Genomic DNA, 14,762 nt, shown 5'->3' with positions numbered 1-14,762 from the left:
ATGGGACTGTTTTTAGTAGATCAACATAAATCATATACTTATGAAGATCTGTTGCAACGGATAAATGAAGCAAAGTCATACATTCCACTGATGCAGACGAATAATTTATATGATTTCTTTTTGAATATGATCTTATCTTTGATTTCCGATCAGCCTCTAATTCTTTTAGACTCAGATACTAAAATGAATGAATTAGAAGGAATAGAAAATACAGATATAAACAAGCCTAAGAATATTCTTTTTGATGATAAAGCAGATATAGATGATCTGATAAATAGTGTTTTAACCTCAAAATCAGAAATAACTATATTCACATCTGGTACCACAGGGCAGCCTAAAAAAGTAGTGCATACTATTGAAACGTTGACTCGTTCGACAAGAGTTTCTTTTAAATATCAATCTCAAATATGGGCTTTTGCTTTTAACCCGACTCACATGGCTGGTTTGCAAGTCTTTTTTCAGGCTTTTGCAAATAAAAATGCTTTAATAAATGTTTTTAATAAAAATCGAGTTGAAGTATATGAATTGCTTTCGGAATACCATGTAACTCATATTTCTGCTACTCCTACCTTTTATCGTTTATTGTTACCAGTAGAGAAATCTTATCCTGAAGTGTGTAGAGTGACTTTAGGAGGGGAGAAATCTAATACTAAACTTTATGAATCAATGCTTTTGATATTTCCGAATGCTCGAATAAATAATATATATGCTTCAACTGAAGCTGGTTCTTTGTTTGCAGCAAAAGGAGATTTGTTTCAGATTCCAGTCGAATTGAAGGATAAGATTAAAGTTGAGGATGAAGAATTATTAATTCATAATTCTCTTTTGGGTAAATCTGATAGCTTTTCATGTGTAGGAGATTATTACCATTCTGGTGATTTAATAGAATGGATTGACTCTGATAAAGGATTATTTCGTTTTAAAAGTCGTAAGAATGAACTGATAAATGTTGGTGGGTATAAAATAAATCCTGGAGAGGTTGAGAGCGTCATAATGCAATTTGATGGTGTTCAACAGGCTTTTGTTTATGGCAAACCAAATTCTGTTTTAGGTAATATTCTTTGCGCTGAAATAAAGATTGAGGAGGGATGTAGTTTGTCTGAATTGGATATTCGTCACTGGTTGGCTGATAAGTTACAAGAGTTTAAAATTCCACGTAAAATAAAATTTGTGGAGAATATAGCATTAACAAGAACAGGAAAATTAAAACGAACATGAATATATTAGTTACAGGTTGTTCTCGTGGGGTGGGCCTTGAGATTTGTAGAGTTTTGTTGGAGGAAGGACATATTGTTTATGGAGTTTCTCGTAGTTATTCGAATGAATTCCGAATGCTTGAAGAAAAATATGAAAGTAAACTCTTTTTTAAAAGTGTTGATCTCTCAGATACGACCAATATTCACAAGATCATTTTTAAAGAGTTTCTTACTAACTCAGTCCCATTAGATGGTTATGTAAATAATGCAGCTGTGGCTTATGATGATATTATTACCAACTTACAAATAGATAAGTTAAGGGTAATGTATAACGTGAATGTATTCTCTCCGATGCTGTTGACTAAATATGCAATTCGTAATATGTTATTACATCATATTCAAGGAAGTATAATACATATATCTTCTATAAGTGTTCATACAGGGTATAAAGGGTTATCTATGTATGCTTCTAGTAAAGGGGCATTAGAAGCATTTTCCAAAGATACTGCTAGAGAATGGGGACAGTTAGGTATTCGTTCTAATGTGGTGGTACCTGGTTTTATGGAAACGGCGATGAGCTCTTCTTTAACAGAAGAACAGAAAGATCGTATTTACAAAAGGACTTCTTTAAAACAGGCTACTGATGTACGTTCTGTGGCAGAAACTGTCGCTTTTCTATTATCAAAGAAAGCTTGCTCTATAACAGGACAAAATATATTTGTTGATAACGGTACTATTTAGTGATGAAACCTACTCTTTTTATTGTTGGTGGTAGTAGTACTGCCTTGGAAATCCGAGAAACTGTAGATCAGTTTTTTAAGGATAAATATTTTGCTGTTTATAACGTTATATCAGATGAAGAACCTCCTATTTTACAAACTTATATTAGAGACTCGTCTTTATTAGATAGATTATCTACAATTGAGGTTTCTCATTATATTATAGGATTTACCAACAGAACTTTACGCTTACGGTTTGTTGATCTTTTTGGTGGATTTAACAGTGTACTTGATAATGTCATTCATCCATCTTCTTATATTTCTCCTTCAGCTATATTAGGTAAGGGTAATTATTTGGCTGCTAATGCTGTTATTTCTTCCAATGCTCTTATTGGAAATTCAAATCTGATTAATTACAATGTGACTATTGGGCATGATGTCGTTGTTGGTTCTGATTGTTTCTTTAATCCGGGAGCCAGAATTAGTGGTAATGTAAAAATTGGGAATGGATGTTTATTTGGTGCAAATTCTTTTGTATTTCAAGGACTTGAAATAAAAGATGATTGTCAGATTGATGCATTATGTTACATTGATAGAGTAATAGAAGCAAATAGTATGTGTACAAGTAATGGAGGGAGCTTAAGAGTATATAGGAAACGGTATTAATAGATACTAAAGAAATGGATTACCAACAGTTGATTGTGGATATAAATGTTTCCATATTGCATACATTGGAGCAAATGGATAAATGTAACAGGAAGCTTTTATTAGTGTTTTCAGAAGGAGAATATTTCGGTTTGGTTAGTATTGGAGATATTCAACGCGCTATAATTGGTAATAAATCCTTGGATACGCCTATTAAGAATATTTTACGAGATAGAATTATTACTGCTGACGACACTTTAAGCCTTGATGAAATCAGAACTTTAATGATGTCTTATAGAATGGAGTTTATTCCAATTCTGAATACCGAGAGGAGGCTTGTTAAAGTTTTAATGTGGAGTGAGCTTTTCCCCAATGAAGATAATGCTCCAATAGATCAGTTTGATCTTCCAATAGTTATTATGGCAGGTGGGCAGGGAACACGTTTAAAACCGTTAACAAATATTATTCCTAAGCCATTAATCCCTATTGGAGAGAAAACTTTTATGGAGGATATTATGGATCGTTTTGTTAAATGTGGAAGTAATAACTTTTATGTTTCTGTAAATTATAAAGCAGATGTTATCAAACATTATTTTTCTACTCTCAAAGATTCGTCATATCGAATAAACTATTTTCAAGAGAATGTGCCCTTGGGAACTGCTGGTAGCTTAACATTAATGAGAGATAAAATACACACTACCTTTTTTGTGTCCAATTGTGATATTATAATTAATGAAGATTACAGTCAGATACTGAAGTATCACAAAGAAAATAAAAATGAATTGACTGTTGTTGCGGCTCTTAAAAATTATCCAATAGCTTATGGCGTTCTTTATACTAAGGAAAATGGTCTGTTAGATTCAATCGTAGAAAAGCCTGACTTGACTTTTAAGATAAATACGGGACTGTATATTCTTGAACCCAACTTATTGGATGAGATTCCAGAAGGACAATTTTATCATATAACTTCTCTAATAGATAAACTAAGAAAAGAAAATAGAAGAATAGGGGTTTTTCCTGTTAGTGAAAAATCTTGGATTGATGTAGGTAATTGGAATGAGTATTTCTCAATTATTAATAAATAGTCAATTATTATAGGCATGAAGGTTCTAATAATTGGAAATCGAAGTCATCAGTTTATATACAATTATGTGAAGACTCTAAAAAAAGTTTATCTTAATTCAGATTTAGAAATTGATATTCTTTCTCAAGATAGTTCAGATCTCTTTTTTCCTTCTGATAAATTTTATAATAATATTTATGCTTTAATAGTACCGTCTTTTTTTCAAAAAAATCGTTTCTTAAAAGTTCTTTATCAACATATATTGTTTCGTAAATATATTAAAAGACTTGATTTTTATGATGTAGTTCATATTCATTATGTTGAGAATATAATAGTACGAGATATTAGGTTCTTTTCGAAATATATCCGTGGAAAGTTAATTGTTTCAATATGGGGAAGTGATTTTTTACGTGCATCGGAAGATAGGAAAAAAAATATGACTGTGCTATTTAATAGAGCAGATCATATAACTATTGCATCGGATAAAGTTATAGAAGAATTTAAAGCTTGTTATCAAAAGAGTTCTTTTCTTTCCAAGATCGTTTTATGTCGTTTTGGGTTGGAACCTTTAGAAAGTTTGATTTCGATTTTAAGGAGTGGTGCAAATGCAAGAATTAGTAAATCTAAAATAGGATTATGTGCAGACAAAATAGTAATAACTATTGGATATAATGCTAGTAGGTTACAACATCATATTGATATTATAGAGAATATAGAACGATCTCCTTTGCTGTCTCCCTTTCATGATAAGGTAGAATTTCTTTTACCTGTAACCTATCCCAAAGATGCCGAATATATTGGTATAATAAAAAAAACAGTTCTTAATTCGAAGTTTCATTATAATGTAATTGAACAATTTTTGTCTGATGAAGATATTGCACATTTAAGAGTTGCATCTGATATTTTTATTCAGCTACAACCTACAGATATGCTTTCTGGATCGATGTTAGAACATTTAAGTGCGCAGAATATAGTTATAACAGGTTCGTGGTTACCTTATGATTGTTTAGATCAGTGGGGCGTTTTTTATAGGAAAATAGATTGTTTGGAATTAATATCAAATGAATTACATGATGTTTTGAACAAATTTGTTCCTTATAAAAAGCTCACTTGTAAGAATTCAGATATAATAATAGACAAGTTTAGATGGAATAATGTAATTCACGATTGGCTGGATTTGTACATGAAAAGATATGATAATAAAGAAAGTTTTTAAGAAGGTCTATCATTTAATTTATCCTCCTAGAGTGAGATTTAAGCATGGCCAACGTTTTTACAGTAACTCTTTAATTGATACATTATTTCCAGAACTAGTGGAAATAGGTGATGATTTTATTTCTGCACCAGGATCTATTATATTGGCACATGATGCTAGTACTCTTTGGCATACAGGTAAGTATCGAGTACAAAGGACTAAAATAGGGAATCGTGTTTTTTTAGGAGCTAATAGTATTATTTTACCAGGAGTTGTAGTAGGTGATGATGTGATAATAGGCTCAGGAAGTGTTGTCACTAAAGACATAGCTTCTAATTCTGTTGTAGCAGGAAATCCTGCAAGAGTTGTTTCCACTATTAGTGAATATATTGATAAATGCGAGCAGCGTAAAATTCTTTATGCTCCTAATGAGAAATTTATTGATTTAATTACTAGAGGTGAAATAATTACTGAGGAACGACAAAATGAATTGAGGGACACTATTTATACTCAGCTGAAATGAAAAGAATGTGTTTGTCACTTATAGGTGATATCTGTTTTCCCGAAGAATTTAAACAGATTTTTACTTTAGATGGAAAGTTTCTAATTACAAGAAGTTTAGGATCCGATTGGTGTTTTGAGATGAGTGGGGAAAGTATGTTTTATGCATTATGTGAGATAGAGAAATCTCAAAAAGAATCTCTTTCTGATTATAAATTAAGAATAATAGAAGCCATTGATAGACGTATAACTTGGGGTAATGGAAAACTATTGCATCGTAGCTTTACAGGAGATTATGATATACAATTTCGTTCGACAAATTCTGCATTGAGAACGCTGTTGTATGCTTGTGAAGATGGATTTGATACAGATAAAAATATCAGAATCATAGCAAATGAACAATTTAAATATTTTTTTGAATGGAAAGAAGGTATTTGGTTTTGCCATGATTCAAGTGAGTATGGTGGAAAAACCCCCTTTTCACATATTAGATCAAAAGTGGCAGGTAAGAGTTGGAGGAATACTTTAACCTTGAATACTCATATTGATTCTTTGAATACACTTCTATTACTAAAATTCTATAGGAAAGAACATCTTCTTAACTTTGATTTAGACTATTGGATAAACAAAGGTCTTATTTCCATAAATCAACTTTTGGAATTAACTAATAAAGGAAAAATGATGAATAAATTGCAGGCAATGGATAATTATTGCTTGAATTTATTTTTGAAAGAACAACATAATTCTTTTTTGATTGATTGCGTATATGAAAAAATTGTTCATCCTATAATTTTTAAACTTGTATTTCCTACTGTCTTTTTTAATAATGGTTTTATTTCCAGGGATTTATCTGTTTTAAATAGGCATATAGATTATCAGTTAGTCAACATTGTTGATTTTGCTCGATTGCTGAATCTCTACAAAAAAAATAGGGAAACAGAGATACTAACTACAAGTATTTTAAACTATAATGAAATAGGGGATAAATTAGAACGAGCTATTGACTTTGTTGAAAATAATAAATCTCTGTTGAGTTACATCCAATCTAGTGATTTACAAAGAGCTTGGTATGCAGAGATGTATTATGCAATGTCAAATATAAATTCTAAGTATATAAAAATGGCACAGAATCTTTATTCTGATCAGTTATATTGTTCCGAGAGCCCCTTTTATAAATTGGATTTTTTGAATGAAAAGAATTAATTCAGATTTTATTTCAGGTTTTATCAAGAGAGGAGGTTTTTCTGTCTTTTTCTCTACAGCTTTGGTAAAGATAAGTGCCGCACTACTTTCTATTATTGTTGTGCAATTACTTACTAAAGAAGACTACGGAATATTATCTTACGTATTGTCTATATATGCCATAGCAATCGTTATTGCAGGATTTGGAGGGAATTATTCGTTGTTAAGATTTGGTTCAATTGTGAATTCATTCTTGAAAAAAAAACAGTATTATTATTATACTCAAAGGGTTGGGATAAACTATACTTCAATTGTTGTTGCTATTATAGTTGTTTATTCTTTTTTTCTACCTGAGGGTATGAAGAATGAGTGGCTTTTAATTGTTTATATGTGTCTAGGATTGTATAGCTTTTATATTTTAGAAACAATGCGTAGTTATTTCCGAATTGTAAATTTAAATAGAACCTATTCTAAAATAAACGTGTACAATTCTGTTATATTATTATTACTGACGGTTTGCTTGACTTTGTTTTTTAAGAACTATGGCTATATTACTGCTCTTATATTAGCACCGTTATTGACTTTCTTTTTGTTTAGGAAAAAAATCTCTTATATACAATTTAGTAACCCGATTGAGATTTCTAAAAAAGAATATTGGGGATATGGAATACATACAAGTGTTAGTGCAATTGCTAACCAGATTATTTTCTCTATTGCTCCTTTGCTTTTAGGTATATTGAATGAACCGGAACACAGTATAGCAAGTTTTAGGGTTGCCACTATAATACCTTTTAATCTTTTAACTCTACCTGGAATTTTGATGATCTCTGATTTTAGCTATTTATCTAGGAACTATATGGATAGTAATTGTTTAAAGCGATATTATTATAACTATCTGAAAGTGGTAATTCCTATTTCATTTATAGTCTTTTTATTATTGATTATATATGGGGATTTTGTGGTAGAGAATCTATTTGGGGCACAATATAATGATTGTGTATATATGTATAAGATGTTTATGGTTGCAACATTTGTTACATATATTTTTCGGAATCCATTAGGAAATATATTACTCGCTGTTGGAAAAGCAAAGTGGAATGGATATAATACTTATGCTTTTTGCTTTTTATATATTATTTTCTCACTTATATTTTATCAATATTGGGGTGTTATAGCAATTGTTTATGGTTTGTGCGCTACATTTATTTTGTCAGGTATAGTTTCTCTTTTTTTGTTTTATTACTATATAAAAGGTTTGCGGTAAAGGTCGATGTTTCCTTATTTTCTTATATATTTTTTCTTACTGGTCTTTTGCTCTTTAGGAAGTGTTACTAAAAATCGCTTTTTTCTAATTTGTGTATTTATTCTTTTTTCCATTTTCTCTGGGTTTAGGTATTATGTAGGAGTCGATTATATTAATTATGTGAAAATATATAATCTTGAAGAGGGGTATGGAAGTCGAGAATTAGGATTTAACTTGATTCTAGATTTTTTGCGATATATCGGGGCTAGCTATCAATTCATGTTTTTTATAATGGCTGTTGTCATGCAAATACTGGTATATAATGTTATTAAACGATATAATTACAGTGTTTGGATTTCAGTTTTTATTTATTATTGTATTTCTCCGTTTTATATTGCAACCTTTAATGGGATGAGGCAATACTTAGCAATCGCTGTTTTTATTGTTGCATTAAAGTATATTGAACAAAAAAAAATATTTAAGTATATCGTTTCTCTTTTGTTGGGAGGATTCTTCTTTCATGAATCGATTTTAGTTTTTATTCCTTTATATTATATATTAAATAAGACTATATCTATAAAAGGCAAATTACTTGTGTTTTTGTTGACTATTGCGGGTAGCTTGGCTATAGATAAACTTATTTCCTATACTCCATATATTGTGTATTTGACAAGAGATCGAGAAACTCATATAAGCTCATTCACTTATATTTTTGCGGGCATTTCAATTTTATTTATCATCTTTTGGAATAAGCTTAATTCTTTTAAAAGTAAGCTTATAATGGAGAATATGAATCTTTTTTGTTTTTTGTCATTATTAGTAGTGTTACTTCAATCTAATGGAGTACTTATTCAAATGACTCTCCGAATGAATAGTTATTTCTTCTTTGTGTATATCATATTGGTTCCAGCCGTTATATCATCTATAAAGAATGTCCATATGCGTATTGGTATGTATTTCAGCCTTCATTTAGTGCTGTTATTATACCTTGTCCGTACCATTTGTTTTAATGGACATTTGTATGATTTGGTTCCTTATTCTATGAATTTCAACTTATTTAAATAAATATCATATTATGAAGATTGCTGTTATTGGCCTTGGATATGTAGGTCTGCCTTTGGCTCGCTTATTTTCAACAAAATATCAAACAATAGGTTTTGATATGAATCAGAAACGAGTAGAATCTTTAATGGGGGGGCATGATACTACTTTAGAAGTTACTGATGTTTTGTTACAAGCAGCTTTAGATAGTGGTTTTAAATGCACTTCTAACTTGGAAGATATACGTGATTGTAATTTTTATGTAATAGCTGTACCAACACCGGTCGATAGAAATAATCGCCCTGATTTAACACCGTTGATATCAGCTAGTGAAACTGTGGGAAAAGTAATTTCAAAGGGTGACATAGTTGTTTATGAATCGACTGTGTATCCGGGGGTTACTGAAGAAGAATGTTTACCTGTTGTAGAACGTGTGTCTGGATTAAAATTTAATCTCGATTTTTTTGCTGGCTATTCACCAGAAAGAATAAATCCAGGTGACAAAGAACATACTGTTGAAAAAATAAAGAAGGTGACATCCGGATCTACTCCAGAAATTGCTGACATAGTAGATAAAGTATATAATTCTGTTTTGATAAATGGAACACACAAAGCTCCTTCTATCAGAGTTGCTGAAGCATCTAAAATCATAGAGAACTCTCAACGTGATGTTAATATTGCATTTATGAATGAATTAGCGAAAATATTTAATGCAATGGATATTGATACCAATGATGTGATTGAGGCTGCTTCGTCAAAATGGAATTTTATAAAATTGAGACCAGGATTAGTTGGTGGACATTGTATTAGCGTTGATCCATATTATTTGATACAAAAAGCACAAGTGTATGGGGTCTTACCAAGAATAATGTCTTCAGCCCGGCGATTAAATGATGGTATGGGCGATTATGTTGCTAATCAAGTAATCAAGTTGATGAATAAAAAGGGAGTATTGGTGAAAGATTCTAATATATTACTACTTGGTATTACTTTCAAAGAGAATTGCCCTGATATACGCAACACAAAAGTTGTTGATATATATTCAACTTTGTTAGAGTATACTAAAAATATTTCCGTTTATGATCCTTGGGCAAATGCAGAAAAAGTGTATGAAGAGTATGGTATTCGTATGATTGATAATGTTAATGAAAAAAAATACGATGCTATCATATTGGCGGTTGGACATAATGAGTTTAAAACAATTGATATAAAAGCACTTGGTAATGATATTTCTGTTGTTTTTGATGTAAAGTGTTTTTTAGATAGAGCAATTGTTGATGGACGGCTGTAAGAATAATATGGTTTCTGGATTGGTTAGTGTCATTATTCCAACTTATAAACGTCCCAATATGTTGGGACGAGCTATAGACAGTGTACTCGGTCAAAGCTATACTAATATAGAGGTGGTGGTTGTAGATGACAATTCTGATGGTGATAAATATCGATTGGAAACAATCCAATATATGGAAAGGTATGCTAACGATTATAGAGTTAAATATATAAAACATAAAACAAATCAGAATGGCTCTGCCGCTCGTAATACAGGTATTCAAAACTCTGTAGGAGAGTATATTGCTTTTCTTGATGATGATGATTATTTCTTAAAAGATCGAATAAAGGAAGCCATACATTTTCTACAAAATTCAAGTGCAGATTGTGGTGGTACTTGTTGTAATTACGTAAAGAAATATAAAAATAAGATATATAAAGTAAGTCGAAACGTGGGCTGCTTTAATTCATGTTATGAGTTGTTGTCAGCACAAATTGATTATGCTGCTGGTTCTACTTTAATAATTAAAAGGGAGATATTAAATAAGGTGGGGTTGTTTGATATTTCTTTTAAGCGGCATCAGGATTGGGAGTTTTTGATTCGTCTATTTAGATTCTATCAAATAGAAATTCTTCCTTATGTAGATGTAGTGATTTGTGCTGATGGAATAAGAAATACACCTCGTACTGATGTTTTGTTGGAGGTGAAGAGGAAGTTGTTACAAACGTTTGCCACTGATATCGAAATATTGGGGACTCAAGAGCAGGCTGATATTTATCAGGCACAATGGAAAGAAATTATATATAATTATTTAAAAGAGAAAAAATATAGTACAGCTATCGCTTTTGCTCAAAAGAATATTTCAAAGACTTCCTTTAGGAAGAGGGATATACTTAATGCTATATTGTCTTGTATCGTTGGTATCATTCCATCTTTTATGATTGTAGTGTATTCAATTTATGATCTTAAGTTTAACAGATTTAAAAAAGATATTATATAATTATATTCATGTTATATGTTATCATGTCTTTGTATGCGAAAGACACTTTATTGAAAGTTCAAGAAGCGATAGAAAGTTTGCTTAATCAGACATATACTTCTTTTTATTTATATATTATTTGTGATGGTCCTATAGAAAATGGTGTAGCTTCCTATGTAACTAATTTGTTAACAGAACAAATCTGTATAAATACGAGAGAAAAGAATCTGGGGTTGGCTTATTCATTAAATGAGTTGTTAGATGTTGTCTTGAAAAAGGAGGATTGTACCTATATTGCTCGTATGGATGCTGATGATATTTCCATGCCGGAACGTTTTGCAAAGCAGATCGCATTTATGGACTCACATTCAGATGTTGATTGTCTTGGTACTTGGGCAATAGAAATTGATAATGAGGGAAAAGAATACTTCCGAAAAAAAATGCCGACAACCCATGAGGAATGTTTGGAACTATTTAAAAAGCGGGATTGTATGATTCATCCTACTGTGATGTTTCGGCGTTCATATTTTGAGAAAGCTGGTTTATATCCGGAAGACACCTACTTTGGAGAAGATACTATGATGTGGGCTAAGGGTTTTAAAAGTGGATGTAAATTTGCCAATGTACCCGAATACTTATTCAAATTTAGATTAGATTTAAACTTTTTCGAAAGAAGGCGGGGGTGGAAACATGCTAAATCTATTTATACCTTACGTCGTCGCGTCAATAGAATGTTGGGGTTTGGATGGAAAGAAGACTGTTATGCTTTGCTGTATGCTATGGCTAAATTAATGCCTAAATCAGTTCTTGATATAATCTACAAAACAGTTCGTTAATTTTACTTTTCTTATAAAATATATAACTCATGAAAATACCATTTTCACCACCTTATATTGACGAGGCGGTCATCAACGAAGTCGTTGATTCGTTACGTTCCGGTTGGATCACATCCGGTCCGAAAGTGAAGGCTTTGGAGGAAGAAATAAAATCTTTCTCGGGAGCAAAGGAAGTACTTTGTGTCAATTCCTGGACATCAGGAGCTATTATGATGTTGCGTTGGCTGGGAGTGAAGGAGGGAGATGAAGTAATTGTTCCTGCTTATACTTATAGTGCAACGGCATTGGCCGTGCTTCATGCCGGGGCTAAACCGGTGATGGTGGATTCCGGAATGGATTTTAATATCTCGGTAGAGGCTGTTCGTAAAGCTATTACTGCTAAAACAAAGGCAATTATCCCGGTAGACATTGCCGGTTTTCCTTGCGATTATGAAAAGATCATGGCACTGGTACAGGAATCTGAAATGATAAAATTGTTCCGTGCGGAATCTCCGGTGCAAGAAAAATTAGGACGTATCTTGGTGATGAATGATGCTGCCCATTCTTTGGGGGCACGTTACAGTAACCGGCAGCGTACCGGTTGCGAAACTGATGTGGCTATCTTTTCACTCCATGCCGTGAAGAACGTGACTACTGCCGAAGGTGGAGCCATTTGTTTGAACTTGCCCAAGCCGTTCGATAATGCAGAGCTGTATAAAGAACTCCGGATGATGAGCCTGAACTGCCAGACTAAGGATGCTTTTTCGAAATCTAAAGCCGGAGGATGGCGTTATGATATTGTCGGTTTCGGAATGAAAATCAATATGGCCGATGTGAATGCTGCCATCGGACTGGCGCAAATACGGGAATATCCGGAGTTGCTGAAGGAGCGAAAAAGGGTGTTCAATACTTACAATGATGCTTTTTCGACTTGTGACTGGGCTATTGTGCCGCCTTCTGTAGATGGAGAAAAGGAAAGCTCTTATCATATTTATGCTTTGCGTGTGAAAGACTTTACAGAAGAGCAACGTGACCGGATGATTGACGAGATCGCTAAACGTGAAGTGGCTGTGAATGTACATTTTATACCGATGCCGATGTTGTCGTTCTTCAAATCGATGGGATATGATATGAATGATTATCCACAGGCTTATCAGAATTTTAAGGGTGAGATATCATTGCCGATATATCCTCAACTGGATAGTGAAAAATTGAATTTCATTATTGATACTGTAAAGGCGGCCTATACGACCGTAATCGCAGAAAACAGATAGTATATTTACAAACACTAAACAGATAAGCTTCTTGATTCGTTTTTTTGATATTGTTTTTTCCCTTTTGGGAATTCTTCTGCTTTCTCCCGTTTTTCTCTTTCTTTATATAGCCATCTGCCTTGAAAGTAAAGGAGGCGGTTTCTATAAACAACTTCGTGTGGGACAATACGGGCGGGATTTTTATGTCTATAAATTCCGTTCAATGCGTGTGGGGGCTGATAAGAAGGGACTGATAACGGTGGGGGGGAGAGATCCCAGAATAACCCGTACCGGGTATTTTATCCGGAAGTATAAATTAGATGAATTACCTCAGTTGTTCAATGTACTGAAAGGTGATATGAGTCTGGTGGGACCACGGCCTGAGGTTCGTAAGTATGTGGATTTGTATACTGATGACCAGAAAAAGGTATTGAGCGTACGTCCCGGAATTACGGATTATGCTTCTATTGAATATGTGGATGAAAACACGATTCTTGGAAAGGCTTCGGATCCCGACAAGGCATATATAGAACAGATTATGCCCGATAAAATACGGTATAATATGAAATATATATGTAATCGTTCGGTGAAGGAATATTTTAAAATTATATTTCTGACATTTTGGAGCATCATTCGTTAGATACGTTTTTGAAGAAAGTGAGGGAAGTTCTTCTTTTTGTTTTTGTACCTTATTACGTGAGAAAGAAGAAGGAGGAGTAGCTCGGGAGTAAGTTCCGGAAAGAAATTAATTCAATAAAAGAGAAAGGATCAGCAATTGCTGATCCTTTCTCTTTTATTGAGCCTCTTGTCGGATTCGAACCAACGACCCCGAGATTACAAATCACGTGCTCTGGCCAACTGAGCTAAAGAGGCGTCATTTCTGTTTTGCGGGTGCAAAGGTAGGAAAAACTTTTAAACTTGCAAATACTTTGGCAAAAAATGCTTCATAAAAATAGTGTTTGATAAATCGGATTCTTTGTTTACTTTTGCAAATCAATTAATTATAGAAAAGTATGAAGAAGAACTTTTTTTATGTATGTGGTCTGTCATTGCTTCTTTGGGGTATGGCAGCATGTTCCGGACAGGGAAAAGCGGATAAAGCAACCGTTGTTGCGGATAGTGTAGTGGTGAAAACGGATAGTGTTGCGGCAGACAGCACAGGATATATTGTGAGAGTAGGAGAGATGGCCCCCGATTTTACTATTACTCTGACAGATGGAAAGCAGATAGAGCTTTCTGCACTTCGTGGCAAAGTGGTGATGTTGCAATTCACGGCCAGTTGGTGCGGAGTATGTCGTAAAGAGATGCCTTTTATAGAGAAAGATATCTGGCTGAAACATCAAAGCAATCCGGAGTTTGCCTTGATCGGTATTGATCGTGACGAACCTCTTGACAAAGTGATTGCATTTGGTAAGTCGGTAGGGGTGACTTATCCGTTGGGATTGGATCCGGGAGCGGATATATTTGCAAAATATGCATTGCGTGAATCGGGTATCACCCGCAATGTACTGATAGACCGGGAAGGCAAGATTGTGAAGCTGACTCGTTTGTATAACGAAGAGGAATTTACTTCACTGGTAAATCAAATTGATGAAATGCTGAAGAAATAAGTTGAACAAGCAGGGGTGATTTTTTGTTTTTAGCATGGAATCACCCCATC

The 14,762-nt window shown here is 33.1% G+C and carries 15 protein-coding genes and 1 tRNA gene; 15 read left to right on the top strand and 1 reads right to left on the bottom strand.

All coding sequences use genetic code 11. The annotated features are described in order from the left end of the window. From ISX59_RS03435 to ISX59_RS03370, 14 genes are read left to right on the top strand one after another with little or no spacing between them, the layout of a single operon-like run. Entirely contained in the window at positions 1-1,218 is a 1,218-nt protein-coding gene (locus ISX59_RS03435) for a fatty acid--CoA ligase family protein (protein ID WP_022011132.1), read from the top strand. Next, positions 1,215-1,937: an SDR family oxidoreductase gene (locus tag ISX59_RS03430; RefSeq protein WP_022011133.1), complete on the top strand. Its 723-nt coding sequence runs from the start codon at positions 1,215-1,217 to the stop codon at positions 1,935-1,937. The genes ISX59_RS03435 and ISX59_RS03430 overlap by 4 nt, the downstream gene beginning before the upstream one ends. Positions 1,938-1,939: 2 nt before the next feature. Beyond that, a complete protein-coding gene (locus ISX59_RS03425) occupies positions 1,940-2,581 on the top strand; it encodes an acetyltransferase (RefSeq protein WP_005795360.1) in 642 nt (213 codons plus the stop codon). Between the two features lie 14 nt (positions 2,582-2,595). After that, positions 2,596-3,645 (top strand): nucleotidyltransferase family protein, encoded by a 1,050-nt coding sequence (locus tag ISX59_RS03420; RefSeq protein ID WP_022011134.1) that lies wholly within the window; start codon positions 2,596-2,598, stop codon positions 3,643-3,645. Between the two features lie 15 nt (positions 3,646-3,660). Continuing rightward, on the top strand, positions 3,661-4,839 hold the full coding sequence (locus ISX59_RS03415) for a glycosyltransferase (RefSeq protein ID WP_022011135.1): 1,179 nt from the start codon (positions 3,661-3,663) through the stop codon (positions 4,837-4,839). After that, a complete protein-coding gene (locus ISX59_RS03410; protein WP_005776101.1) occupies positions 4,817-5,341 on the top strand; it encodes a DapH/DapD/GlmU-related protein in 525 nt (174 codons plus the stop codon). The genes ISX59_RS03415 and ISX59_RS03410 overlap by 23 nt, the downstream gene beginning before the upstream one ends. Continuing rightward, positions 5,338-6,522 carry a hypothetical protein gene (locus tag ISX59_RS03405; protein WP_137570016.1) on the top strand — a complete coding sequence of 395 codons (1,185 nt, stop codon included), beginning with the start codon at positions 5,338-5,340 and terminating at the stop codon, positions 6,520-6,522. Before ISX59_RS03410 ends, ISX59_RS03405 begins: the two co-directional genes overlap by 4 nt. Continuing rightward, the gene (locus ISX59_RS03400) at positions 6,509-7,765 is read left to right on the top strand and encodes a lipopolysaccharide biosynthesis protein (protein ID WP_022011137.1); all 1,257 of its coding nucleotides are present in this window, start codon (positions 6,509-6,511) and stop codon (positions 7,763-7,765) included. Before ISX59_RS03405 ends, ISX59_RS03400 begins: the two co-directional genes overlap by 14 nt. Before the next feature lie 6 nt (positions 7,766-7,771). Then, positions 7,772-8,809: an EpsG family protein gene (locus ISX59_RS03395; protein WP_022011138.1), complete on the top strand. Its 1,038-nt coding sequence runs from the start codon at positions 7,772-7,774 to the stop codon at positions 8,807-8,809. Positions 8,810-8,819: 10 nt separating this feature from the next. Then, positions 8,820-10,076 carry a nucleotide sugar dehydrogenase gene (locus ISX59_RS03390; RefSeq protein ID WP_005795347.1) on the top strand — a complete coding sequence of 419 codons (1,257 nt, stop codon included), beginning with the start codon at positions 8,820-8,822 and terminating at the stop codon, positions 10,074-10,076. Next, positions 10,063-11,055 (top strand): glycosyltransferase family 2 protein, encoded by a 993-nt coding sequence (locus ISX59_RS03385; protein ID WP_233481279.1) that lies wholly within the window; start codon positions 10,063-10,065, stop codon positions 11,053-11,055. Before ISX59_RS03390 ends, ISX59_RS03385 begins: the two co-directional genes overlap by 14 nt. Before the next feature lie 8 nt (positions 11,056-11,063). After that, complete coding sequence (locus ISX59_RS03380; RefSeq protein WP_032539823.1) at positions 11,064-11,870, top strand: glycosyltransferase; 807 nt, start codon at positions 11,064-11,066, stop codon at positions 11,868-11,870. 29 nt (positions 11,871-11,899) lie between these two features. After that, the gene (locus ISX59_RS03375; RefSeq protein ID WP_032530178.1) at positions 11,900-13,123 is read left to right on the top strand and encodes a DegT/DnrJ/EryC1/StrS aminotransferase family protein; all 1,224 of its coding nucleotides are present in this window, start codon (positions 11,900-11,902) and stop codon (positions 13,121-13,123) included. Positions 13,124-13,154: 31 nt separating this feature from the next. Continuing rightward, the gene (locus tag ISX59_RS03370) at positions 13,155-13,742 is read left to right on the top strand and encodes a sugar transferase (protein WP_005776110.1); all 588 of its coding nucleotides are present in this window, start codon (positions 13,155-13,157) and stop codon (positions 13,740-13,742) included. A gap of 159 nt (positions 13,743-13,901) precedes the next feature. Here the strand turns inward: ISX59_RS03370 and ISX59_RS03365 are convergent. Next, a tRNA-Thr gene (locus ISX59_RS03365) sits at positions 13,902-13,975 on the bottom strand. Between the two features lie 140 nt (positions 13,976-14,115). Here ISX59_RS03365 and ISX59_RS03360 point away from each other — a divergent pair. After that, a complete protein-coding gene (locus tag ISX59_RS03360) occupies positions 14,116-14,712 on the top strand; it encodes a TlpA disulfide reductase family protein (protein ID WP_005776111.1) in 597 nt (198 codons plus the stop codon). The last annotated feature ends 50 nt before the right edge of the window (positions 14,713-14,762 follow it).

Source organism: Bacteroides sp. FSHCM14E1 (genome assembly GCF_019633785.1).
Taxonomy (GTDB): domain Bacteria; phylum Bacteroidota; class Bacteroidia; order Bacteroidales; family Bacteroidaceae; genus Bacteroides; species Bacteroides hominis.
This window is presented reverse-complemented; position numbering and strand designations above follow the sequence as displayed.

Coding starts and splice junctions, on each gene's coding strand:
- ISX59_RS03435 (WP_022011132.1), top strand. CDS start 1: ATGGGACTGTTTTTAGTAGATCAACATAAATCATATACTTATGAAGAT.
- ISX59_RS03430 (WP_022011133.1), top strand. CDS start 1,215: ATGAATATATTAGTTACAGGTTGTTCTCGTGGGGTGGGCCTTGAGATT.
- ISX59_RS03425 (WP_005795360.1), top strand. CDS start 1,940: ATGAAACCTACTCTTTTTATTGTTGGTGGTAGTAGTACTGCCTTGGAA.
- ISX59_RS03420 (WP_022011134.1), top strand. CDS start 2,596: ATGGATTACCAACAGTTGATTGTGGATATAAATGTTTCCATATTGCAT.
- ISX59_RS03415 (WP_022011135.1), top strand. CDS start 3,661: ATGAAGGTTCTAATAATTGGAAATCGAAGTCATCAGTTTATATACAAT.
- ISX59_RS03410 (WP_005776101.1), top strand. CDS start 4,817: ATGATAATAAAGAAAGTTTTTAAGAAGGTCTATCATTTAATTTATCCT.
- ISX59_RS03405 (WP_137570016.1), top strand. CDS start 5,338: ATGAAAAGAATGTGTTTGTCACTTATAGGTGATATCTGTTTTCCCGAA.
- ISX59_RS03400 (WP_022011137.1), top strand. CDS start 6,509: ATGAAAAGAATTAATTCAGATTTTATTTCAGGTTTTATCAAGAGAGGA.
- ISX59_RS03395 (WP_022011138.1), top strand. CDS start 7,772: ATGTTTCCTTATTTTCTTATATATTTTTTCTTACTGGTCTTTTGCTCT.
- ISX59_RS03390 (WP_005795347.1), top strand. CDS start 8,820: ATGAAGATTGCTGTTATTGGCCTTGGATATGTAGGTCTGCCTTTGGCT.
- ISX59_RS03385 (WP_233481279.1), top strand. CDS start 10,063: ATGGACGGCTGTAAGAATAATATGGTTTCTGGATTGGTTAGTGTCATT.
- ISX59_RS03380 (WP_032539823.1), top strand. CDS start 11,064: ATGTTATATGTTATCATGTCTTTGTATGCGAAAGACACTTTATTGAAA.
- ISX59_RS03375 (WP_032530178.1), top strand. CDS start 11,900: ATGAAAATACCATTTTCACCACCTTATATTGACGAGGCGGTCATCAAC.
- ISX59_RS03360 (WP_005776111.1), top strand. CDS start 14,116: ATGAAGAAGAACTTTTTTTATGTATGTGGTCTGTCATTGCTTCTTTGG.